Source organism: Pseudoalteromonas sp. SA25 (assembly GCF_011378705.1).
In the GTDB taxonomy this organism is placed as follows: Bacteria; Pseudomonadota; Gammaproteobacteria; order Enterobacterales; family Alteromonadaceae; genus Pseudoalteromonas; species Pseudoalteromonas arctica.
The window spans coordinates 1-23683 of record NZ_WTKV01000035.1; the positions used below are offsets into that span (position 1 = coordinate 1).

A 23683-nucleotide genomic window follows, 5' to 3' on the forward strand; every position below is an offset into this window, starting at 1 on the left:
TAACTTGTACTAATTACCCGTGAGGCTTAACCATACAACGCCAAACGCGTTTTATGTGATAGTTTAGACAGAAGTTAATATGACTAAAGTAGATATTACTTAGAAAGACTTAAAAAATATTATCAGATATTTTCCAAATTCAGTTAGTGCGTAGTAATACGGATTAACGCCCAAATTTGCTTGGTGACAATAGCGTTTTGGACCCACCTGATTCCATGCCGAACTCAGTAGTGAAACGAAACAGCGCCGATGATAGTGTAGCATTTGCTATGTGAAAGTAGGACATTACCAGGCTTCAAATTGTAGAAAGCCCGAATCTAACGATTCGGGCTTTTTTACGTCTGCAGAAAAGTGAAATGCGCGCAATTAATATACACACACATCACAAAACCCCTCAATATCTCAGTCGGCCAATACAGTAGCATTTGCTACGTGACTCTCCACCGTTGTAGATGTGGGCACTACGACATCCTACTGCGTAGCGCACCAACTTTAAATTGTAGAAAGCCCGGATCTAACGATTCGGGCTTTTTTACGTCTACAGAAAAGTAAAATACGCACAATTAACACACACTACATCAACACATATCACGTAGGTCGGGCGAGTGCAGCGACTCCCGACGCTAAAATCATGAAAAATATCCGCTCAGCAATGAGTGCGCATCATTTTCACTATGACTCTCCACCGCTGTGGGCACTACGACATCATCAGGTTTTAAATTGTAGAAAGCCCGAATCTAACGATTCGGGCTTTTACGTCTGCAGAAAGTAAAATGTGAGCCAATAACGAAAAATCTAAACCATAACATCATCAAGTACTTACATTAAATACCTTCATGATCTAACTAAACCCGAAAGGTTCGCGTTTTAAAAGTGTAGTAAAGTTAAATGTAGGTGAATAGCGTACAACTCACTCAACTATCTTATTCATACTTAATCTTTTTTACTTTCTATAAAAGCTAATTACTTTCATTTCCTTAGATAACAAATTTAATTTTGCTTTGTTACTGTCTTTGATTTAGGATCAAATCAGTTTAAAACCAAGAACTAACAGCCTGTGTATAGATTATTAATTAGCGCCATATCCATTTTATTTTGTTTTTCTGCGTCGGCAGTTGAAGTAACTGATCTATATCAAGATATTTTAAAAGTGGATGACAAAACACGAGACACTCGATTAGCTGCGAGTCGTAAAGCTTTGCTCAATGTTTTAGTGAAAGTAAGCGGTGATGAAACCGCGGATCAAAATAAATTAGCACAGCAACGCACTAAAGATATTTCTGATTATATGCTTAAGTTTGAATATGACGAGAGAGCAAATGGACAATTGAAACTTGTTGTTAAATTTGAAGCTCGAAAGATCAATGCGTTAATCAAAGAGTTAAACTTACCTTTATGGGGAGTACAACGCCCATTAGTCGCAATATGGTTAGGTATTGAAGACAATTGGCGCAGAGAATTAGTAACACAAGAAAGTTACCCGCAATTAGAGCAGTTAATTTATGACAAAGCTGGGCGTCGTGGTTTACCTGTCGTTGTTCCATTACTTGATTTGCAAGATCGACGTCTAGTAGGTATTCCTGAGGTATGGGGTAACTTTTCAGAACCAGTAGAAGAGGCCTCTAGACGCTACAGTGCTGAGCGAAGTATTACAGCAAGAATGTATAAAGAAGCGGATAGCGAAAATTGGATTTTAGATTGGCGTTTTACTAATGATGATCAATTTGATTCAAATAGATTAACGGGCGATAAGCAGCAAATAGTGAGTCAAATGATTGATACCTTAGCTCGAGGCCTTGCAAGCGAGTACGCTATTGATCCAAATGCTTATTATGAACAAGCCGCGGCCACGCTAACATTAAAAGGCACGCAAAGTTTTGTTGATGTTGAATTAGCAAAACAAAGATTATTGAACTTAAGCGTTGTTACGCAAGTTAAAATTGTTCGTAAAACACCAGAATTTGTAGAATTTAAACTAAACCACACTGGTAACCTAAGCGATCTTAAAAAAGGGTTAGGGTTAGACTCCTCATTTAAAGATTATGAGGATCCACGCGCTTTTTATCATGTTGTTGATAAAAATAGCTTAGAGTATCAATGGATAACGCCATAATGCTAACTTCTGAGCCGATGCAAATGGCATTACCGGTTACCTTGCCGGATGACGAAACATTTGCATCGTACTTTGGTGGGGAAGATTCGTTAGAGGTTAACCATTTAAAAGATAGCTTTTCGAAGTTAGCTAAAAAGTTTCAGTATACTTATTTATGTGGGTTAGGTGATTCGGGTAAGTCTCACCTTTTGTATGCAACCTGCATTAAAGCACAAGAGCGTGGCTTATCTAATATGCTGCTGTCTATGCGCGAAGTAATTGACTTTGGACCTATGGTATTAGACGGTTTAGAAGCACTTGATGTTCTATGTATTGATGACGTGCATTTAGTTGCAGGCAATGATGCATGGGAAAAAGCACTATTCAACTTTTTTAACCGGTTTAACGAACCCGGAAAAATGTTAGTAGTAACTGCCGATTTACTTCCTAGCATGCTTAATATCTCGCTGCCTGACTTAGAGTCTCGCTTAACGTGGGGAACAACCTTTCAAATTCGTTCTATGAGTGACGACGATAAAGCACAAGCACTTGTTAAGCGCGCTCATATGCGCGGGCTTGAATTAAGTGATGAGTGTGCACGCTTTTTACTAACCCGTTTAAGCCGTGATATGCGTGCTTTATTAGATGTACTCGACAAATTAGATCATGCATCTATGGCAGCACAGCGAAAATTAACTATTCCTTTTATAAAATCAACGTTAAAGCTGTAGTAGGTCTAGAATCTAGACCCTTCTTTCAGTTATCATAAGCTATTATCAGAGCGTGTTCACCTTTCCTGATTGGAATTTGTTTAACTTAAGAGTGCTTTAATCGCGTCGTGAGGGCTTTAGCGTAGTATTTATATGCGAAACTCGAACAACAAAGAACGTAGCCTCCGAGATAAACACTTCAAACTGCATGTGTTTGGTCTTTATTTAGCGTTATTGCATCACTTATGTAGGAAACTACAGTCCAATGCTTAACCTTATTTAATAACCAACCACACTGTTGTAAAGCAATCTTGAAAGGCCAACACGCTCTTAAGCAATCACCTTCTGTGAAAGATCAGGTATCGAATGAACTTAGAAAACATATTAGCGCAAGCACTTGAGGCGGTAGCCAGTGCCAGTGAAATAGCGCAGTTAGAAGATATCAGGGTTAATTACCTTGGTAAAAAAGGCGAAATCACTAGCTTACTTAAAACGTTAGGTAAAATAGCACCTGAAGAACGTAAAGAAGCAGGCCAAGTTATAAACCAAGCTAAACAAGATGTACAAGCTGCTATCAACGAAAAGCGTGAATTGCTAGCAAGTAAAGCACTTGAAGAAAAACTAGCTGCTGAAACTATAGATGTAACTCTACCAGGGCGTGTTATGCCTACTGGCGGTTTACACCCAGTTACGCGCACTATTGAGCGCATAGAAAGCTTTTTCGGTGAGTTAGGTTTTGAAGTTAAATCTGGTCCAGAAATCGAAGACGATTTTCATAACTTTGATGCTCTAAATATTCCAGAGCACCATCCAGCACGTGCTGATCATGATACCTTTTATTTCAATCCTAAATTAGTACTACGTACACAAACAAGTGGCGTGCAAATTCGTACTATGGAAACTGAGCAGCCGCCACTGCGCATTATTTCACCTGGACGCGTATACCGTAACGATTACGACCAAACACATACACCTATGTTCCATCAGGTTGAAGGTTTAATGGTTGATACCGATGTTAGCTTTACTGAGCTAAAAGGTATTTTGCATGATTTTTTACGTAACTTTTTTGAAGAAGATATGGAAATTCGTTTCCGTCCTTCATTCTTCCCGTTTACAGAACCTTCAGCTGAAGTAGATGTTATGGGTAAAGACGGTAAGTGGCTAGAAGTACTAGGCTGTGGCATGGTACATCCGAATGTACTTAAGTCTGTGGGCATTGACCCAGAAAAATACACCGGCTTTGCTTTTGGTATGGGTGTAGAGCGTTTAACTATGTTGCGCTATGGCGTAAACGATTTGCGTGCATTTTTCGAAAATGACTTAAAATTCCTGAACCAGTTCCGTTAAGAGTGAAACAATAAAATGAAATTTAGTGAAAAGTGGTTAAGAGAGTGGGTTAATCCTGCTATTGATACGCAAGCTCTTTCGGAACAGCTTTCAATGGCTGGTCTAGAAGTTGATGGCGTTGAGCCTGCTGCTGCCAAATTTAATGGCGTAGTTGTAGGTGAAGTTGTTGAATGTGGACAACACCCTGATGCAGATAAACTGCGTGTTACCAAAATTAACGTAGGTGGCGATGAGCTACTTGATATCGTGTGTGGTGCACCCAATTGTCGTTTAGGTATTAAAGTTGCTGTTGCAACTGTGGGCGCTGTACTGCCTGGTGACTTTAAAATTAAAAAAGCCAAACTACGCGGCCAACCTTCAAACGGAATGCTATGTGCTTTTGTTGAGCTAGGTATTAGCGAAGAAGGCGACGGCATTATGGAATTGCCAAGCGATGCACCAGTAGGCACTGATTTACGTGATTACCTAGGTCTTGATGATAATATTATAGATGTTGATTTAACACCAAACCGTGGTGACTGCTTAGGTATAAAAGGTCTAGCACGCGAAGTAGGCGTTTTAAATAGTATTGACGTAAACGTATTAGATATTCCAGCTGTTACACCAACAATTGATGACAAAGTATCAATTGAGCTAGTTAATGAAGATGCATGTCCTCGTTACCTTGGTCGTGTGATAAAGGGCATTAACCTTGATGCAGAAACACCGCTTTGGATGGTTGAAAAGCTACGTCGCAGTGGCGTACGTTCAATCGACCCAGTAGTTGATGTTACTAACTATATATTACTTGAACTTGGTCACCCAATGCACGCGTTTGATTTAAATGCGATTGAAGGTGGTATTAAAGTACGTAGTGCAAACGCAGGTGAAGAACTTGTTTTATTAGACGGTAACACCGCTAAATTAAACGACACAACACTTGTGATAGCCGATCATAACAAAGCACTTGCAATTGCAGGTATTTTTGGTGGTGAGCAATCAGGTGTTACAGATAAAACATCTGATATATTACTTGAAAGCGCATTTTTTAATCCTGTAGCAATTGCAGGGCAAGCACGTAGCTACGGTTTACACACTGATGCTTCACACCGTTATGAACGTGGTGTTGATTTTGCTCTACAACATGATGCAATGGAACGTGCAACAGCACTTCTTCTTGAGATTGTAGGTGGTCAAGCAGGCCCTGTAGTTGAAGCTGTTGCGGCTGACAAACTACCAAAAGTGACTGAAGTACGTCTTCGTCGTGCACGTTTAGACCGTGTTATTGGTCATCATATTGAAGATGCTAAAGTAACAGATATTCTTACGCGTTTAGGTCTTGATGTTAAAGTAGAAAATGAAAGCTGGAGTGCGGACGTACCAAGCTACCGTTTTGATATTCGCATCGAAGAAGATTTAATTGAAGAAGTAGCACGTGTTTACGGTTACAACAGCATTCCAAATGTTGCACCAACTGCAAAACTTAAAATGACGACACATAACGAAGCAACTATTGCGCTTAGCAAGTTCCGCAATACGTTAGTGACTCGTGGTTACCAAGAAGCAATTACATATAGCTTTGTAGACCCTAAAGCACAAGCTATTTTACACCCAGAGTGTAAAGCAATGGTATTACCGCACCCTATTTCAATTGAAATGTCAGCGATGCGTGTAAGTTTAATGCCGGGTTTATTAGCGTCTGTAGCGTATAACCAAAATCGCCAACAGCCTCGTATTCGTTTATTCGAACATGGTCTTAAATTTATAAGCGACGAAAGTGCAGAAAATGGTGTTTACCAAGTACCGGTTATTGGCGGCGTTATTACGGGTCTTGTAAATGGTGAACATTGGGTTGAAGAAAAACGTAACGTTGATTTTTACGACCTAAAAGGTGATGTTGAAGCCTTACTTGCAATTACTAATGACGTTACTCGCTTTGAAATTAAAGCCGAGCAGTCAGATGGACTTCACCCTGGTCAATCAGCTGTAATATATGTTGATGGCAAAAAGGTTGGTTTTTTTGGTGCTTTACATCCTCAAGCTCAAAAGTCGTTAGATATCAACAACGCAACTTTTGTTTTTGAAATTGAAATGTCAGCAATAGAAAAAAGAAATTTACCGCAAGCAGAAGGGGTGTCTAAATTCCCTTCAAATCGCCGCGACATCGCGATTTTAGTGGCAGACAGCGTTAAATCTGGCGACATTTTAAGCGTGATCGAAAAAGTTGGCGGAAATCAATTGGTTGACCTAAACTTATTCGATGTGTATAAGGGCAAAGGTATTGAGCCAAATTATAAGAGTTTGGCGATTGCTCTAACACTGCAAGCGGTTGATAGAACACTCGAAGAGAAAGATATCAATCTAGTAGTTGATAACGTGGTGGCCGAATTGGCCGAACAGTTTAATGCATCGTTGAGGGACTAGATATGGCGCTTACTAAAGCCGACATAGCTGAACACCTATTTGAAAAGCTCGGGATCAATAAAAAAGATGCCAAAGATTTAGTTGAAGCGTTTTTTGAAGAAATCCGCTCAGCGCTAGAAAAAGGCGAGCAGGTTAAGCTCTCTGGATTTGGTAACTTTGATCTTCGAGACAAAAAAGAAAGACCAGGCCGCAACCCGAAAACAGGCGAAGATATTCCTATTTCGGCACGTCGCGTGGTGACTTTTCGACCAGGTCAAAAGCTTAAAACCCGCGTAGAAGTGGGCACAAGCAAAGCAAAATAAAAAAAGGCAGCGTAAGCTGCCTTTTTATTTGCCTGAATAACCTAGTTATTAAATTATACCAACCTGCATAAATCTTTGATTAATTTAACGAATTAAATTGCACTATAACGTCGTTAAAAATGTTTTATTTAGAACAACTAGATACAAAAATTTTTGCCTAGTTCTAGCGTAATTTCCTTAACGTTAAATAGACCCCATATATAAGCAGATTGGTATTAGGTTATTTTTGCGATTATAAATTAAAACTCTCGAGGAGATACAAAATCACCTGCCATTATTTGCTGAAATGTTTGCTCTGCAAGTACATCTAGGCTGTCTAAGCTTTTACCATTCGTTATTAATTGCTGCTCAATTTCAAACACGTCAATATTTTCAATCCCCGACATTTGCGCTACTTTAGAAAATATATATGCATGCTTAAATTTATCATGTTTATAAAAAAGACTAATAAGTGATGTATACACTTCAGGATTCGGTACGTTGTCTTTTTTATTGAGCTCTAAAGTTTTATAAAGCAAATCAATGGTTTTTTCATCGTCGAACTTAATATAGTACGATGCTAAAAAAAATTGCATTTCGGCACTTTGCGTTACACTTTTGTCATTTTCTATCGCCAATAATTTAGTCAGTGCACTTTGGTTATTATTTCGTGACCATTGGTAGTAGAGCAAACCTGGATGGTTCGTATTCTGGGTATCTTGATATAAGCGAGTCATTTCTTTAATGCTCGTTAATTGACCGTCAATACGTGACGTTTTTTTAGCTTTTAACTTAATATGTTCAATTTTGGCGGCCAAAGTTATGCATTGGTTATAAGATTCAAAGTCCTTGAGTAATTGGTATTTATTTTCATCAGTAGGGTCTTTGTATTCTATGTAACGTTTGATAATTACATCAGAACGCTCATCCTTGCAGTGGCTGTCTTTGTTTAAGTCGCTACAAAAGCCAGGTGTTTCTTTGCACACTTGTGCGAGTGTCAAGGGCTCTTCACACCCTGTCAACGTTAGCAAACCCAATAGTACACTTGCTTTTTTAAGCATCCCTTAACCCCAAATGAATATCTACCTTGTTATTCTAACGCAATCATTTAACGCCTAACAGTAGAGAATAACTTCAGATTAAATTAGAATAGCCCTGCCTGAAGTGCATTACTCTCAAAATATAGTGCATTTTTAAAGGCTATCCGTTCAAAATGATAAACTTAGGTAAATAAAATGACCTCATCTCACGAGTTAGAATACACAAATAGTTGGCAAGAGCGCCAAGATTACGCAGAAAGCATGCAACCAATCATTGGTAAACTTTACCGTAATCGTGGTATCGAAATCGCTGTATATGGCCGTCCTCTCGTAAATGCCAGTACTATAGATATTATCAAATCTCACAAAACTGTTGCTCAGTTTGAAGGCACTAAATTACGTTTGCGTGAAAGCTTCCCATTTTTAGAAGCTATCAGCAAAATGGAATTAAACTCTGCACGTATTGATATTGGTAAGCTTGCATATAGTTATTTGTTCACTGAAGCTGCAAAAGGCCGCTCAGTAGAAGAATTTGTAAAAGATGAACTTGCAGAAATAGCTGACTTACCAGCGAAAGAACCACGCGATGTTGTATTGTATGGTTTTGGTCGTATTGGTCGTTTACTAGCGCGTTTATTAATTGAAAAATCAGGTCCATATTCAGATTTACGTTTGCGCGCTATTGTTGTGCGTGGCGGTAAAGAGGGTGATCTTGAAAAGCGTGCAAGTTTACTGCGTCGTGATTCAATTCACGGTCCATTCAATGGCTCAATCACTATTGATAAAGAACGTAACGCAATTAAAGCCAACGGTAGCTACATTCAGGTTATTTACGCTAACTCTCCTAGCGAAATTGATTACACTCAATACGGTATCGACAATGCATTAATTGTTGATAACACCGGTATTTGGAAAGACGAAGCGGGCCTTGGCCAGCATCTAGAGTGTAAGGGCGCTGCAAAAGTATTATTAACAGCTCCTGCAAAAGGTAATATTAAAAACATCGTATATGGTGTTAATAACAAAGATATTTTACCCGAAGATAAAATTGTTTGTGCAGCAAGCTGTACAACCAATGCAATTACACCAACGCTTAAAGCACTAAACGATAAGTTTGGTATTAATAATGGCCATGTTGAAACTGTACACTCGTACACGAACGATCAAAACCTTATTGATAACTACCACAAAGCAGAGCGCCGTGGCCGCGCCGCAGCACTTAACATGGTAATTACTGAGACAGGGGCTGCAAAAGCGGTTTCAAAAGCATTACCAGAGCTTGAAGGCAAATTAACAGGTAACGCAATCCGCGTACCTACACCTAATGTGTCGCTAGCTATTTTGAACCTTAACTTAGCAACAAGCACATCAGTTGAAGAGCTAAACGCATTTTTACGCGATACTGCACTTCATTCAGACTTACGTGACCAAATTGATTACACAGCATCAACGGAAATTGTTTCTACCGATTTAGTCGGTAGCCGTTACGCAGGTGTTGTTGATTCACAAGCAACGATTGTTGAAGATAACCGTATTGTTTTATATGTATGGTACGACAATGAGTTTGGTTACAGCTGCCAAGTAGTCCGTTGTATGCGCGATATGGCCGAAGTGTCATTCCCAAGCTTACCTCACTAATTTATTTGCAGTGACTTAAAAGCCAGCATGTTGCTGGCTTTTTTGGTCGTGTATTATTTTTAAAGCGTATGCCTTGTGATAGGCTTTAATTAAGAAAATGCACATTCGTTTTACTATTTACAAAATAATGTCAGTTCTGTGAATTAATAAACAGATAAACTTATTCAACCTAAAGGTTTTTTCATGAAAATCAGCAGCAATTTCGACAGTGGTAATATCAAAGTTATTGAAGCCACCGATCCTTTAAATATTCAATTAGAAATTAATAAAGATCACCAGTCTGAATTTTATCAGTGGTTTCACTTTCGTCTTGAAACAACGCCTTACCAATTGCATAAGTTAAATATTAATGAGCTTGATAAATCAGCTTACCCAGATGGTTGGGAAGGGTATCAAGCCGTTGCATCATATGACCGCCAAACATGGTTTCGTGTACCATCAAGCTATGAAAATGGCACATTAAGCTTTGAAATTGAACCAGAGTGCGGCAGCGTGTATTTTGCTTACTTTGCCCCATACAGTTACGACCGCCATTTAGATTTATTATCTTGGGCACAAAGCCAAGGTGCTTGCCAATTAATAACACTTGGTGAAACACTCGATGGCCGCGATATGAGTGTGCTTAAAATTGGTGAGCCAAGTGAAGATAAGAAAAATATCTGGATCACAGCACGTCAACATCCAGGTGAAACAATGGCCCAATGGTATGTTGAAGGTCTACTGCACAAACTTCTTGATGACGAAGACCCACATGCAGCTGCGCTTCTATCAAAAGCAGTGTTTTACGTTGTGCCAAATATGAATCCAGATGGCAGCGCACGCGGGCATCTCCGTACTAATGCTAAAGGCGTTAACTTAAACCGTGAATGGCAGACACCAAGCATGGAAAATAGCCCTGAGGTTTACCTAGTACTAAATAAAATGCGCGAAGCTGGCTTAGATATGCACTTAGATATACACGGCGATGAAGCTATTCCGTATAACTTTGTGGCAGGCAGTGAAGGTATTCCAAGTTACGATGCTCGTCTTAAAGGCCTTGAAGATAGCTTTAAAGCTGCGCTTTTAACTATTACTCCAGAGTTTCAAGATGAGCATGGCTATCCAAAAGATGAGCCCGGCAAAGCTAACCTTACGGTAGGTTCATCAGCTACTGCTGAAGAATTCAAAGCATTAACGTACACAATTGAAATGCCATTTAAAGACAACAACGATTTACCTGATCCAGACTATGGCTGGTCAGACCGTCGTTCGTATCAATTTGGTCAAGATACGTTAGCGGCAATTGTTAATGTTGTTGATAATTTAAGATAAAACGTTTATTTGAAGGGTATCAATAGTTTTGATGCCCTTTTTGCTTTTAGTAAAACCCCTTTTACAAAAAATAATAATCATATAGCAACTTCACTCCAAAACGTTTTTAACGTTTCTTCGCCGCGTATCATCACCGTATCGGTACAAATCAATCTACTTTCCTTTAAATACTGCTGATGCAGTGCCTTGCAATAGCTACGTAATTAAATATTTTGAAAATTAAGTGTTAACAAAGTTGGGGTACTTAAGTTAAGATTAATTAAATAATGAGTCGGGACGGGAGAGGTAAAACCTTATTTCGTGAAACTTATGTTGCGTAGTAGCTAAAGCAGAGTCTCGTAATTAAAAATAATAAATATAACTATAGAGGATATCCATGGAAGCTTTTGTAAGCGCTGTTAATGATGTTGTTTGGAGTAATGCACTCATCTATTTATGCCTAGGCGCAGGCTTGTTTTATTCAGTATTAACTCGATTTGCTCAAGTTCGACATTTCAAAGAAATGTGTAAGTTATTATTTAGTCCTAACACGTCTGATAAAGGGATCTCATCTTTTCAAGCCCTTGCAGTATCGTTGTCTGGACGAGTTGGCGTAGGTAATATTGCAGGTGTTGCAGCAGCTATCGGTTTTGGTGGACCAGGTGCTATTTTTTGGATGTGGGTTGTTGCTTTTCTAGGTGCAAGTACCGCATATGCAGAATCTACTTTAGGCCAAATTTATAAAACAGAAGAAAACGGGCAATATCGTGGCGGCCCAGCGTATTATTTTGACCGTTGTTTAGGGCAAAAATGGCTAGCTGTTTTATTTGCTGTTTCGGCAATTATTGCATGTGGTGTTTTTCTGCCAGGCGTACAAGCAAATGCGGTAGGTAATGCGTTTACTCAAGTGTTTGGCGATGGCAATATGGTTTCTACTAGCTTTGGTGACGTAGGCAGCTTTAAATTGGTCGCTTTGGCAATTATCCTTATTGTTTTGGCGTTTATTATTTTCGGCGGAATAAAGCGTATTGCGAACTTTACGCAAATAGTAGTGCCATTTATGGCGCTTGGTTACATAGTATTGGCACTAATCGTAGTATTTTTAAATTTAGATAAAGTGGGTGATATATTTTATTTAATTATTAGTGATGCGTTTACTGCGCAGGCCGGTTTTGGTGCTGCTATTGGTTGGGGCGTTAAACGCGGTATATATTCTAATGAAGCAGGCCAAGGTACTGGGCCTCATGCAGCAGCCGCTGCAGAAGTTGATCACCCTGCTCAACAGGGCTTAGTACAAGCTTTCTCTGTTTACGTTGATACCATCTTTGTGTGTACTGCAACAGCATTAATGATTTTAATAACGCAGCAATACAACATTGTGGGTGAGTTACCAGCAGGGCAATTTATTGTTCAAAATGTTGATGCAGCCACTGAAGTGGGTTCAGCAGCCTTTACGCAAATGGCTCTATTTAGTGTATTTGGTAGTTTTGGGCAGGCATTTGTTGGCATCGCATTGTTCTTCTTTGCTTTTACCACAATACTTGCTTATTACTTTATTGCAGAGACTAATATTGCTTATTTAAATCGTTATTTTAAAGGCAGTATTCCGCTTGTTATCGTGAAGTTTGTGATTATGTTTATGGTTGCATACGGCATGGTAAACAATTCAGGTTATATCTGGACTATTGGTGATATTGGCGTTGGCTTAATGGCCTGGATCAACATACTAGGTATTTTAGCTATTTTCTTCGTAGCTAAGCCTGCTTTGTTATGTTTGAGCGATTATGAAGAACAGAAGAAAAAAGGCGGAAAGATCATATTTGATCCAGTTAAATTAGGCATTAAAAACGCCACGTTCTGGGAAAAACGCTTAGAGAAGCAGTCAAAAGACGCAGAGTAATTAAACTTAGTGGGCAACTTAGAAAATTATCGCCCCAAAATTAGTTATTGGTTTGAATTCAAAAAAGACAACGAGAAATAAAACAAGTACAATAAAGGCGCCGAAAGGCGCTTTTTTTATGCGTAGTATGGAGAGAAGTATGGCGATTATTCGTTGCCCAAAATGTGCAAAATCAATTTCAGATAAACATAAGCAATGTCCGCATTGCGAAAGCAACATTGCAGAGCTAAACGACGAGCAAGTTTTGCAACTTCAGCGCGAACAGCGAATTAAAAAAAAGCAGATGTTTATAAATCACTCCTTTTTGGCGCTTATCTTATTTTTAGGTGGTTTTTTCTGTTTGTACTTTTTACAACCGCAAGAAAAAACGCTTCAGTGGTATGCTTATACTGCGGCTATTGGCGTAGGGTGTATTTGGTATCTTATAAACCGAATTGTTTTAGTGACTCTAAAAAAGAAAAAATGACATGAATATCGACAATCTTGTACAAAATATTACTCCCGAATTATTCGAACGCTTACAATACGGTGCATCAACTGGCAAATGGCCAGACGGTACCGTTTTATCAGACGAGCAAAAGCAACAAACAGTGCAGTTGGTTATGTTGTATCAAGCAAAAGTGGCTCAATCAAACGAGCAATTTACGATTGGTGCTAATGGTGAAATGATCCAAAAGACAAAAGCTCAACTACAAAAAGAATTTAAATCAGACAACGAAATAGCTAGGTTTAGTGAACATGATCTTTAAGCACCTTTTTACACCAAAATGGAAACACCCTAAGCAACAAGTACGTCTTGATGCTATCGAAAAATTAGACATTGAACGTGATGCAACCATATTAAACACGTTAGCACTTGAAGACAGCTCAGCTGAAATACGCCGCAAAGCACTACAAAAAGTAAACGAGTTACCACTTTGGTGGAAAGCGTATAAACAAGATCAAGCATTAAAAGATATAGCAGAGCTTCAAATATCTAATGCTGTTTTAAATAGCGAAAGTGCACTAACACCGCAAATTAAAAACGAATACATAGAGCGTTTTGCACCCGTTAAAACACTCGAAAAGTTAGCGTTTGCAGAAAAAGAACTGCAAGTACGCGTTAAATTATTAAAACGTTTAGCAAATCCAAAACTAGTAGAAAAAGCATTTAAAGAAGGTAGCGAAGAGCTACAAACTCAATTAGTTGAACTTGTTATTACCCATCAATTAATTAAGCCATTAGTAAAGCATGCAAAGGGTGGTGCAAAAGCAGCACTTGAAACGCATATTGAAAATGAGCGTTTAGCAATAGAAATGCCACTACAGGTTGAAAGTGCAACACGTGTTATTTTAGCTAAGTTAAATGCTTTACGTGAAAAAACAGATTTTGGTGTTGTAAATCCACAAGCCGGCGAATTAATGGCCCAGTGGCAAGCACTTGAGCTTAAATGGCTAAGTGATGAGCGTGTTAAGCTTCTTGACGAAAAATATATTTCGATTACCACTAAGTTAGATGCACACATTGAGCAGCTAAAAGCGGTACATGACAAAGAGCAGCAAAAATTAGCGCTACAGCAGCGCCAATTGCTAGCGCTTGCAACTGTTGAAGCGTTAAGTGAAGAAATAGAAAACGCCTTACAGCTAGGCCTTGAAACACCAGAGCAAATTCAACAAGATTGGCTTGATGCAAAAGTAGCGCAAGCTAAGCAAGCTATTAGCGAAACAGAACTTGCTAATAATACGCAATCTAAACTGGCTGTAAGCAAGTTAGAAAAGCTATTTACTCAAGTTGCTAAATTACCTGAGCTAACAACGGCTATTAAAGAGTACAAACTCGCTTTTGCAGCATTATGCGAAATTAAGCCAGCAGAAGATTTAGCGCAATACGATGCAACTCTAACTGAATTTAATAATGGTTTTAAAGCAGCGCGTAGTCATTTAAATATTTTAGATGGTGCACTGCAAAGTACCTTTAAAACACAGTTAAATACGCATAAAAAGCAATTTTTAGCACCAATGAGTGAGCTAGTTAAGCCACTTGAAAAAAACCAAAGCCAAGCAAAACGCAAAGCTCGTGATGTTAAACGCCTAATTGAAGAAGGTCGTTTTAATGTTGCCTTTGGCGTGTTTAAAGGGTTCGAAGAGTTATTTAATACACTCACTGAGCAATATCAACAGCCGCTTGTAAATATTAAAGCGGAACTTGAAGCGCAACTTGCAGATGCTAAAGATTGGCAAAAATACGCTGCAGCACCAAAGCGTGAAGCTTTATTAGAAGAAGTAAGTGTATTAGTAAGTGAAGAGTGTACTGACCCACAACAACGTGCAGAGCAAGTAAAAGTGCTACGCAAACGTTGGAATGAGTTAGGTCGCTTAGATACAGATGAAGAAAAGCAACAAGGCGTACAGTTTGATGAAAAAATCGAGCTGTTATTTGCACCTTGTCGTAGTTACTTTGCAGAGCAAGAAGTACAACGCGAAGCGTCAAAAGCACAACGCGAAAGTATTATTAGCGACATGCACGCGCTTCATTTACAGCCTACGGCTGAGGATGACTTTGATTGGAAGCAATATGAAAGCCAATACAATCGTTTAAACAAAGCGTGGCGCAGTGTAGGTAAAGTTGACCCTAAAACATACCGTACACTAAACGATCGTTATAAAAGCGAGCAACAACAAGTACTGGCTTTATTAAACGCATTTCATAAAAGTAATGCCGTACTTAAAAATGAATTAGTAGAAAAAGCGCAGCAATTATCACAAAGCGATGATTTAGCCGCTGCGTGCCAAGAGTTGAAGCAAATGCAGCAGCAATGGCAAACAATTGGTTTTGCAGGTTTAAAAGCTGAAAATGCGTTATGGCAAAAATTTCGTCAATTTAACGATGAAACATTTACTAAACGTAGTAGTGAATTTGAGCAGCAAAAACTTAATCAAAATGAGTCAGATAAACAAGCAGATGCAGAACTTGCTGAGCTTGAAGCAGCACTTAGCGATGTAAATCAAAGAGCACAGTTGCATGACCTAGAAACAAAAGTGAAAGGGTACTCGCAATTTAGATCGTTAGCGCCAAAAGTTACTAAGCTACTAGCAGCTATTGACGATAAACTTGCATTGCTTACAAGCAAATCAGAGCAAGCTAATCTAGATGCGTTAATTACAGCACTTGAAAACAATGAAGCGTTACCAAGTCAGTATCAAGCACCGCTTAAAACAGCATTAAATACAGATCAACTTATTACGCGCATGGAAATATTAGCGAACGTAAGTTCAACCGATAAGTCACTTAGAATGGCAGAACAAGTAGCCATGTTAGATGACAAACATCGTGGCGAACATGCTGATTTAAACTATTATTTAAAACAGTTATTAGCGCTCAGTGCTGGTTCAGTTGAACCTGACACACTAACGCGACTTAAAGCGACACTTGCAGCTTAATGCACTAAAACCAGCGTAATATATGCTGGTTACTATTTTAATAAGCCGCTTTAATAGCGGCTTTTTTATGTATCACTAATTTATAAACAAAAGGGTTCTCATGAGAATTTTAGTTATTATTGCAGCGTTATTTTTAACTGCCTGTAATACCACGCAAGGCATATCAGTATATTCATTTACTAACTCTGAGGTTGAGTCTGTACTGGGTAAGCAATTACCAAAGTTAAGTGAAAAAGTAAGCTTAATGGGTTTGCCAGTTCAGTTTGATGTAAACGACTTAAGTGTAAATATTGGGCCTGATAACCGCGATGTTGTTGTTCTTGGTGCCGATTCAAGCGCTGAAATTAATGCATTCGCACTTAAATACCCAGTGCGTTTAAAGCTACAAATTGAAGGTAGCCCATTTTACGACAGTGAGAAAAAAGCAGTGTTTTTACGTAATATTAAATTACTTGATTCGAGTGTTGATGCCGGTGGTTTCAAAGGTAATTTAGGTGCACTTGATAGCCAAGCAATGGATGTTATTAATGCTTTTTTAGCGGTTAACCCTGTTTATACATTAAATATGGATGACCCTAAAATGATGCTACTTAGTAAGCTTCCACTTGATATGAAAGTGGTTGAAGGTGCAATTAAGCTAGTACCTCGTCTATAAGTAGATCTACCTACTTACAATATACGTATTAATTAGCCTGACTTTCAGGCTAATTAGGTTTTAATATTATGGCGGCTCCTCGTACTGTTCCCACTTCTCGGCTTTCTCGCTTTGCAAAATTAGGCTCACTTGCCACAGGTGTTGCTACCAATATGTTAGTTGATGGCGCTAAGAGCGCGCTAACCGGTAAAGGTTGGGACAATAAAAGCTTGCTACTACAACCTAAAAATATTGAAAAGCTAGCCACACAGCTATCTCATTTACGTGGCGCTGCAATGAAGCTCGGGCAATTACTTTCAATGGATGCCGGTGATTTACTTAGTCCTGAATTGGCTCAGTTACTTGCTTTACTGCGCTCAGACGCGAATCCAATGCCTCATAAGCAGCTTGTTGAGGTGTTAAAAGAGCAATGGGGGGATGAGTGGCTAGCGCGCTTTTCTCATATTGAGTTAAGGCCTTTTGCAGCGGCTTCTATAGGGCAAGTTCATTTAGCTTATAGAGAAAATGGCGATCAGCTTGCTGTTAAAATTCAATATCCTGGTATTGCAAAAAGTGTAGTAAGTGATGTAGATAACGTTATTTCTTTATTAACGATTTCTCGATTATTGCCAAAAGATCTTAATATTAAACCACTTATTAGTGAGGCTAAAGCGCAGTTATTAGCCGAGGCTGATTATAAGCGGGAGGCTCAGTACTTAATACGTTATAAAAATGCACTAGCAAGTAATCCCCACTTTAAAGTGCCTAACGTATATCCAGAGCACAGTACACAACAAGTACTTACTATGGAATATATAAAAGCAGAACCTATTGAGAGCATTACAGAGCTACCAGATAGTCAAAAAAGCTTTGTTGCAGAGCAACTGATTGATTTGTTTTTTAAAGAAATGTTTGAATTTAAATTAATTCAAACCGACCCTAACTTTGCCAACTTTCATTATCAGCTTGATACACAAAAAATTGTTTTATTTGATTTTGGTGCAACGCGAGAAATATCAACCGAGCTTAGCCGCGCTTATTTAGCTTTATTTAAAGCGGGTAGTGAAAACAACAGAGAAGGTGTACTTAGAGCGGCTTCACACATTGGTTATTTTAAAAATGACTTAGTTGATGAGTATAAAAACAACGTCATTGATTTATTCTTAATGGCGTGCGAGCCACTGAGATCAGAAGGGGAATTTGATTTTAAAAATAGCGAACTAGCGCTCAAAATTAAAAATGCAGGGCTTGCTCTTAGTGGGCAATCTCAGCAATGGCATACACCGCCCGTTGATGCGCTATTTATTCACCGAAAACTTGCAGGACTTTACTTAATAGCCGCAAGGCTAGGTGCAAAAATAGATGTAAAAACGCTATTTCAGCACTATTTATAGCGTTTTAATGAGCACGTGAGTGCATTTTAAGTAATGAGTGCACTTAATGTATAAAATTGCCATAATGCTCGCGATATTTCGCGAGGTGCATTTATGATAAAACAATTTTTAAACGATCCTAAATTATTGCTAAACGCAGTAGGTGAGGGCATATACGGTTTTGACCTGTCGGGTAATGCGGTGTTTGTTAATCCTGCCGCTGAGCGCATGACAGGTTGGTGCGCTGAGGAACTATTAGGTAAAAAAATACATCAATATCATCACCATACTCATGCTGATGGCACACCTTATCCCGCTGATGAATGCCAAATATATTGCACCATGTTTGACGGAAAACGTCGTGAAGTTAAAAATGAAGTTTTTTGGCGTAAAGACGGTAGCTCATTTGCAGTGGAATACACCTCAACACCTGTTTATCAAAATGATGAGTTAATTGGTGCTGTAGCGGTATTTCGCGATATATCACTGCAACAGCAAACACAAAATGCACTGCAAGAGGCACTTGAGCAAGTAAATCATTTAAGTGAGCAGCTAAAAGATGAAAACAACTACTTAATTGCAGAACTTAACGAAGATTGGCAAGACTCAGGGCTAGTTGGACAAAGTCATATATTTCAAACTATGTTAGATCAAATAAAACTGGTAAGTGAAACCGACAGCACAGTGCTTATACTTGGCGAAAATGGCACGGGTAAAGAATTAGTAGCTCGTAATTTGTATCGACTAAGCAAGCGTAGCGAACAAGCCTTTATAAAAGTAAATTGCGCCGCATTTACCCCAAGTTTGCTAGAATCGGAACTTTTTGGCCATGAAAAAGGCGCGTTTACAGGTGCCAATGAACGCCGTAAAGGGCGTTTTGAACTTGCTGATAAAGGCACCTTGTTTTTAGATGAAATAGCAGAGCTTCCACTTGAGGCGCAAAGTAAATTACTGAGAGTCCTGCAAGAACAAGAGTTTGAACGTGTGGGTGGCAGCAATACGCTAAAAGTAAATATTAGAGTGGTTGCAGCGACTAACCGCGACCTGTGGGAAATGGTACAAAAAGGCACGTTTAGAATTGATTTGTATTATCGGCTTAATGTATTTCCTATAAAAGTACCCGCCCTTAAAGATCGAAAAGAAGATATTCCTTATTTATGCGCTAATTTAATTGCGCAGATAAATAAACGACTGGGTAAACACTTAAAAGGGCTAAGTAAAAAAGCAATTACACAGCTGCAAGCCTACAATTGGCCAGGCAATATTAGAGAGCTGCAAAATGTACTTGAACGCGAAGCTATTTTATCTAATCAGGTTGTACTACAGCTAAGTCAGCCTTTGCAAGCGGGTGGTGAAGTAGTTATTAACCCTTCACTTACGCTTGATGAGGCCCAAAAGCAGCATATAACCTCTGTTCTCGCGTTATCGCACTGGCAAATATCAGGTGATAAAGGGGCAGCAGTTAAATTGGGCTTACCTGAGAGTACACTACGCTCAAAAATGCGAAAGTTAGGGATTGCTAAAAATTCGTGATATATCGCGCAGCGCGTTTAATATCGCGAATTTTATTTTACTGCTTTGAAATAAACTGTTTAATATCAATGATGTAAATAAAGTTTCAGCTTGGTCTGAAAGTTGCAAATACTTGCATAATACCCGTCATTATAAAGCAAGTACTATGAAGTTTGATATTAAAGAAGAAGACATGATCATTAAGCCCTATAACACCGAAGGGCCAATTTATATCCGCGAGCAAAAAGGATTTTTTCAGCGCATACGCCGTAATTTAGGTTGGCTGTTAATGCTAACTTTTATTGCAATACCGTGGATCCAATATAACGGTCAACAAGCTGTGCTGCTTGATGTGGCAACGCAAACTTTTACTATTTTTGGTTTAACACTCCTTCCTCAAGATTTTATGATTTTAGCCCTGCTATTCATGGTGGGGGCTTTTGCGTTATTTTTTGTAACTAACTGGCTTGGTCGGGTTTGGTGTGGATATACGTGCCCGCAAACAATATGGATGCTCATGTTTTCGTGGGTAGAGCAGCGCATAGAAGGCACTCGAAATCAGCGAATTAAATTAGATAAATCACAGTGGACGCTAAGCACTTGGCGCAAAAAAATAACTAAGCACAGTGCGTGGATTATTATTTCAGTTTTAACCGCCACCTCGTTTATGGCATATTTTATTCCGGCAAAAAGTTTGTATATGGAAATGCTTACGTTTGAGTGGTCAGGTATAACGAGCTTTTGGGTGTTTTTATTCGCTTTTTGTACTTATGGCAATGCAGGGTTTTTACGCGAAAAAATGTGCACTATTGCTTGCCCGTATTCTCGTTTTCAGGCTGTTATGTTTGATAAAGATACGTTGCTTGTTACATATGATAACGAGCGAGGTGAATGCCGAGGACCACGTAAACGCAAAGCTGATCTAAAAGAGCTTAACTTAGGTGACTGTGTAGACTGTAACTTGTGTGTAGAGGTATGCCCTGCAGGAATAGACATTCGAAATGGGTTGCAATATGAATGTATAAACTGTGGCTTATGTATTGATGCCTGCGACGATACCATGGAAAAATTTGGTTACGAAAAAGGCTTAATTAAATACGCTAGCGAAAAACAAATGGAAGGTAAAAAAACCAATCCATTTAGGTTAAAGCTAGTAGGGTACGGCGCATTAACGGCTTTGTTAATCATTTCGATGTTTGCATGGATGCTGCAACGTACACCAATAGAAGCCTCAGTACTACGCGATAGGAATGCGCTTTATAGAGTTAACTACGAGGGCCTTGTAGAAAACCCTTATACACTTACAATTATTAATAAAACGCAGCAAGCACTGCATTACAGTATTGCCATAGAGGGCTTGCCAGAAGCAACACTCTCAAGTCCAAGTTCTACACTTATACAACCGGGTGCGATGAAAAGAGTCCCCGTTACTGTAACAGCCGATGGTTACAATATTGCGCACAAAGTGAGTAAGTTACAATTTGTAGTAACAGCGCAAGAAGATGCCAGCATTACTATAACCAAAGACAGCCAATTTTATAAAAATTAGTACAGTATATAAGCTCTATATAAATAACGACTTGAGCTTTACCTAGCTCAAGTCGTTATTTAATTCATTTAAAATAAAATGCTTTGCCGATTCTAGATTATCAAAAAGACAATCTTTGAAAGAAACGTCTCTATTGGCGTTTTGCATTATTCGTTGCATTTGGCTTATAGCAATAGGTGATGTAAGCACAAACGCGCTAATTAAACAGTTGTTTTGCTGCATGCTGTGGCTTATGGCTACCATTTCTTGCTCGGCCTGTGAGGTTGCAGCTACAACGTTTGATGAGTCACTTATATAACCCCATTTCTCGCCTTTAAATGATTGAATGGTTTCAAAAAGCGCTGTTTTAAAATTACTTAAAAGCTCAAGTTCTAGGTTTCCGCTAAATTGTGCAATAACTATATTATTTTCAAGCGATAAATTAACGTGTCCGTTTTTATTTTTGTATTCCATTAATACCTCCTAAATTAGCTTTTTATCTAAATTTAGTTTAGCAGCCAAGAGGGTACAAGCGGCTGCAAACTTATTAAAGTGCTTTAATATAGTCAAGCGCGCTTTTAATAACCGCTACTTGTGCCAAAATACATTCTTCATCGGTGGCTGTTGGGCTATCTGGGTACACTTCTGTAGTAGTTACATAGGGTGCATCAGTAAAGCCCATACATAAACCTAAATCGCGTGCTGCATAGTTAATCACGCCAAATTGCTCTTGAGGTACGCCTATTAGCTGGTTATTTTCATCGCTCGGTGCAATATGAGTTACCTTTGCAACGCTTTCTATAATGACTTTTTGAAACTCCGGCTCAGGCTTTTTGGTATCTGCAACTAAATAAAACCCGTCAGGTATGTTCCAGTTAGTATTTGTAGTGCCTTCACGCGCAGTGAGTGCGGGTCTAAATTCACTGTTATCGCTATCTGTTGTTTCGTGTAAATCAATATGAGCGATTAAGTCAGTACCTAATGATTTTACAAACGCCATAATAGCGGCTGATTCTTGAGCTGGGCTGCCCTCGTAAAATGAGCGATTAGGATCAATAGCGTCTGGGTTCCAGCGGTTTATAGTCTCATATCCCCAAGGGCTAATGCAGGGGGCAACAATAATATTAAACTGTTCGCAATATTGCATAGCCGATGTTTTAGCAAACCTAAGTGCGCCATGTACGCCACTGGTTTCGTAGCCATGTACACCACCGGTGATTAAAACAGTTGGTTTATTAGCATTAAAGTTAGGCGTTTTTAATATATATAATGGGTAAGTGCCAGCGGTGTAATTAAGCTCGCCGTATTGCTCTATATCTAAGGTGCTCTTAAGGTCATTAATTAGCGTTACGACTTCGTTTTGGTAACTGCGTTTAATGTTTTGGCGTGTTAACCACTGGGCTTTATCGTTGTCATTCCATTTTTTGCCAGGTGTGCCAATAGGGTATGTGCTGTTAGTCATAATAAACCTTTATATCAATTGTTATTAGCTTTCCTATAAATAAGGAGGGCAATTACAATTGGTAGAGTTACTTAATAAAGGCGTAGCTTAACGCTGAGTAAATTAGCGTGCAAATTAAAACGTTAAAGTCATATTTTTTATAGCGCGCGATTGCTGGGATTTAATATAGCTTTGGTTTGCGTATTCACCCGAAATACTACCGAATCGATCGCGTTTCACACTAATTGTTAAATCACACGTTTTACCTTGATCTACTTGCGAGCTGCTAAACATATCTAAACTTTGCAGATTTATTTCAAGGCGCGAAGTGTTAAGCGCAAAAAGCGTTGATTGTAAAAGTGTTTCATTATTATTGTTAGTGCAGCTACTGCTAAGTTCTACTTGGCTAGTACTATTAGGATCAGTGCCATCTAGCTGAACTGTAAGGGGACTATTAATATCAAAATTTTGATTGTTACTCGGGGTTAAAATAATAAAATTTAAAGGCAACTCCACGCTCGAATTAGCATTTATGCCATCATCCCGTTTAAATTTTATATCAAACTGTTGGTTATCGTCAGTGGCATTTATATACGCTTGGTAATCAACGTCTAAAAAGTCGGTATCTTTTGTAAGTACAATAGCAGTGCTATTAACAACAGCTTGTAATGAGTCGCTATCGCTTAAAACAATGTTAGAGCCATTAGCATCGCCTGCATTTAGTTCTGCGTTAACACGCGTGCGGTTACCGTCAGAAACTAGTTCAAAACCTGCCCAAATACCTTGTGTTTTTACTAAATCCGACTCTGTTTCTGACGTGCAAGCGCATAATGCTAAAATTAAAGCCGTTGTGGTAATGCATTTTTTAAGCATGTTAGCTCCTTTAAACCACTTAATTAGGCTGTAAATAATTGTTTAATTGGGGATATACCTAACAATTATATGAAGTGTAAGTTTGTATATGTGCATTGTTACACAACAAGCTATCTATAAATGTTTAAATTTGTTAATGGTTGTAAATAAAGCATTAACCACCAGGTTTAAAAACTAACTTACCAATGAAATTGTTTACTA

At 38.7% G+C, this 23683-nt stretch carries 19 protein-coding genes and 1 rRNA gene; 16 read left to right on the top strand and 4 right to left on the bottom strand.

The features are described 5' to 3' along the window. Positions 1-179: 179 nt before the first annotated feature. The 6 genes from rrf to ihfA all read left to right on the top strand — a co-directional run bounded on the left by rrf (position 180) and on the right by ihfA (position 6854). Positions 180-294: ribosomal RNA gene (gene rrf / locus GQR45_RS20155) — 5S ribosomal RNA — on the top strand. A 763-nt stretch (positions 295-1057) separates the two neighbouring features. Further along, positions 1058-2113, top strand: a complete 1056-nt coding sequence (locus GQR45_RS20160; RefSeq protein ID WP_010554011.1) for a DUF2066 domain-containing protein — start codon at positions 1058-1060, stop codon at positions 2111-2113. Further along, positions 2113-2823: a DnaA regulatory inactivator Hda gene (gene hda, locus GQR45_RS20165; RefSeq protein ID WP_007580342.1), complete on the top strand. Its 711-nt coding sequence runs from the start codon at positions 2113-2115 to the stop codon at positions 2821-2823. The genes GQR45_RS20160 and hda overlap by 1 nt, the downstream gene beginning before the upstream one ends. Before the next feature lie 345 nt (positions 2824-3168). Then, a complete protein-coding gene (pheS, locus tag GQR45_RS20170; protein WP_002960692.1) occupies positions 3169-4149 on the top strand; it encodes a phenylalanine--tRNA ligase subunit alpha in 981 nt (326 codons plus the stop codon). Positions 4150-4164: 15 nt separating this feature from the next. After that, a complete protein-coding gene (gene pheT, locus GQR45_RS20175; protein ID WP_165726855.1) occupies positions 4165-6552 on the top strand; it encodes a phenylalanine--tRNA ligase subunit beta in 2388 nt (795 codons plus the stop codon). 2 nt (positions 6553-6554) lie between these two features. Beyond that, the gene (ihfA, locus tag GQR45_RS20180; protein WP_002960690.1) at positions 6555-6854 is read left to right on the top strand and encodes an integration host factor subunit alpha; all 300 of its coding nucleotides are present in this window, start codon (positions 6555-6557) and stop codon (positions 6852-6854) included. A gap of 239 nt (positions 6855-7093) precedes the next feature. On the opposite strand, the gene GQR45_RS20185 is transcribed toward ihfA, so the two are convergent. Beyond that, complete coding sequence (locus tag GQR45_RS20185) at positions 7094-7894, bottom strand: DUF2989 domain-containing protein (protein WP_165726856.1); 801 nt, start codon at positions 7892-7894, stop codon at positions 7094-7096. Between the two features lie 174 nt (positions 7895-8068). On the opposite strand from GQR45_RS20185, the gene GQR45_RS20190 reads away from it, so the two are divergent. From GQR45_RS20190 to ccoG, 10 genes are all read left to right on the top strand, one after another. Next, a complete protein-coding gene (locus GQR45_RS20190) occupies positions 8069-9511 on the top strand; it encodes a glyceraldehyde-3-phosphate dehydrogenase (protein WP_165726857.1) in 1443 nt (480 codons plus the stop codon). A 183-nt stretch (positions 9512-9694) separates the two neighbouring features. Next, positions 9695-10822 (top strand): M14-type cytosolic carboxypeptidase, encoded by a 1128-nt coding sequence (locus GQR45_RS20195; protein WP_024590544.1) that lies wholly within the window; start codon positions 9695-9697, stop codon positions 10820-10822. Positions 10823-11198: 376 nt separating this feature from the next. Then, positions 11199-12701, top strand: coding sequence for an alanine/glycine:cation symporter family protein (locus GQR45_RS20200; protein WP_010554016.1), 1503 nt, complete (start codon positions 11199-11201; stop codon positions 12699-12701). A 139-nt stretch (positions 12702-12840) separates the two neighbouring features. Then, entirely contained in the window at positions 12841-13167 is a 327-nt protein-coding gene (locus tag GQR45_RS20205; protein WP_007580349.1) for a hypothetical protein, read from the top strand. Between the two features lies 1 nt (position 13168). Beyond that, positions 13169-13450 carry a DUF1315 family protein gene (locus GQR45_RS20210; protein ID WP_007378333.1) on the top strand — a complete coding sequence of 94 codons (282 nt, stop codon included), beginning with the start codon at positions 13169-13171 and terminating at the stop codon, positions 13448-13450. Next, the gene (locus tag GQR45_RS20215) at positions 13440-16121 is read left to right on the top strand and encodes a DUF349 domain-containing protein (protein WP_165726858.1); all 2682 of its coding nucleotides are present in this window, start codon (positions 13440-13442) and stop codon (positions 16119-16121) included. The genes GQR45_RS20210 and GQR45_RS20215 overlap by 11 nt, the downstream gene beginning before the upstream one ends. 100 nt (positions 16122-16221) lie before the next feature. Beyond that, positions 16222-16776, top strand: coding sequence for a DUF1439 domain-containing protein (locus GQR45_RS20220; protein WP_002960677.1), 555 nt, complete (start codon positions 16222-16224; stop codon positions 16774-16776). 68 nt (positions 16777-16844) lie between these two features. Next, on the top strand, positions 16845-18149 hold the full coding sequence (locus tag GQR45_RS20225; protein ID WP_165726859.1) for an AarF/ABC1/UbiB kinase family protein: 1305 nt from the start codon (positions 16845-16847) through the stop codon (positions 18147-18149). 93 nt (positions 18150-18242) lie between these two features. Further along, positions 18243-19661: a sigma 54-interacting transcriptional regulator gene (locus GQR45_RS20230; RefSeq protein WP_165726860.1), complete on the top strand. Its 1419-nt coding sequence runs from the start codon at positions 18243-18245 to the stop codon at positions 19659-19661. A gap of 145 nt (positions 19662-19806) precedes the next feature. After that, positions 19807-21189, top strand: coding sequence for a cytochrome c oxidase accessory protein CcoG (gene ccoG / locus GQR45_RS20235; protein ID WP_165726861.1), 1383 nt, complete (start codon positions 19807-19809; stop codon positions 21187-21189). Between the two features lie 42 nt (positions 21190-21231). On the opposite strand, the gene GQR45_RS20240 is transcribed toward ccoG, so the two are convergent. The 3 genes from GQR45_RS20240 to GQR45_RS20250 form a co-directional block, all read right to left on the bottom strand. Next, a complete protein-coding gene (locus GQR45_RS20240) occupies positions 21232-21642 on the bottom strand; it encodes a hypothetical protein (RefSeq protein ID WP_165726862.1) in 411 nt (136 codons plus the stop codon). Positions 21643-21715: 73 nt separating this feature from the next. After that, positions 21716-22630, bottom strand: a complete 915-nt coding sequence (locus GQR45_RS20245; protein WP_165726863.1) for a M14 family metallocarboxypeptidase — start codon at positions 22628-22630, stop codon at positions 21716-21718. A gap of 114 nt (positions 22631-22744) precedes the next feature. Further along, positions 22745-23482, bottom strand: a complete 738-nt coding sequence (locus GQR45_RS20250) for a hypothetical protein (protein WP_024605022.1) — start codon at positions 23480-23482, stop codon at positions 22745-22747. Between the last annotated feature and the right edge of the window lie 201 nt (positions 23483-23683).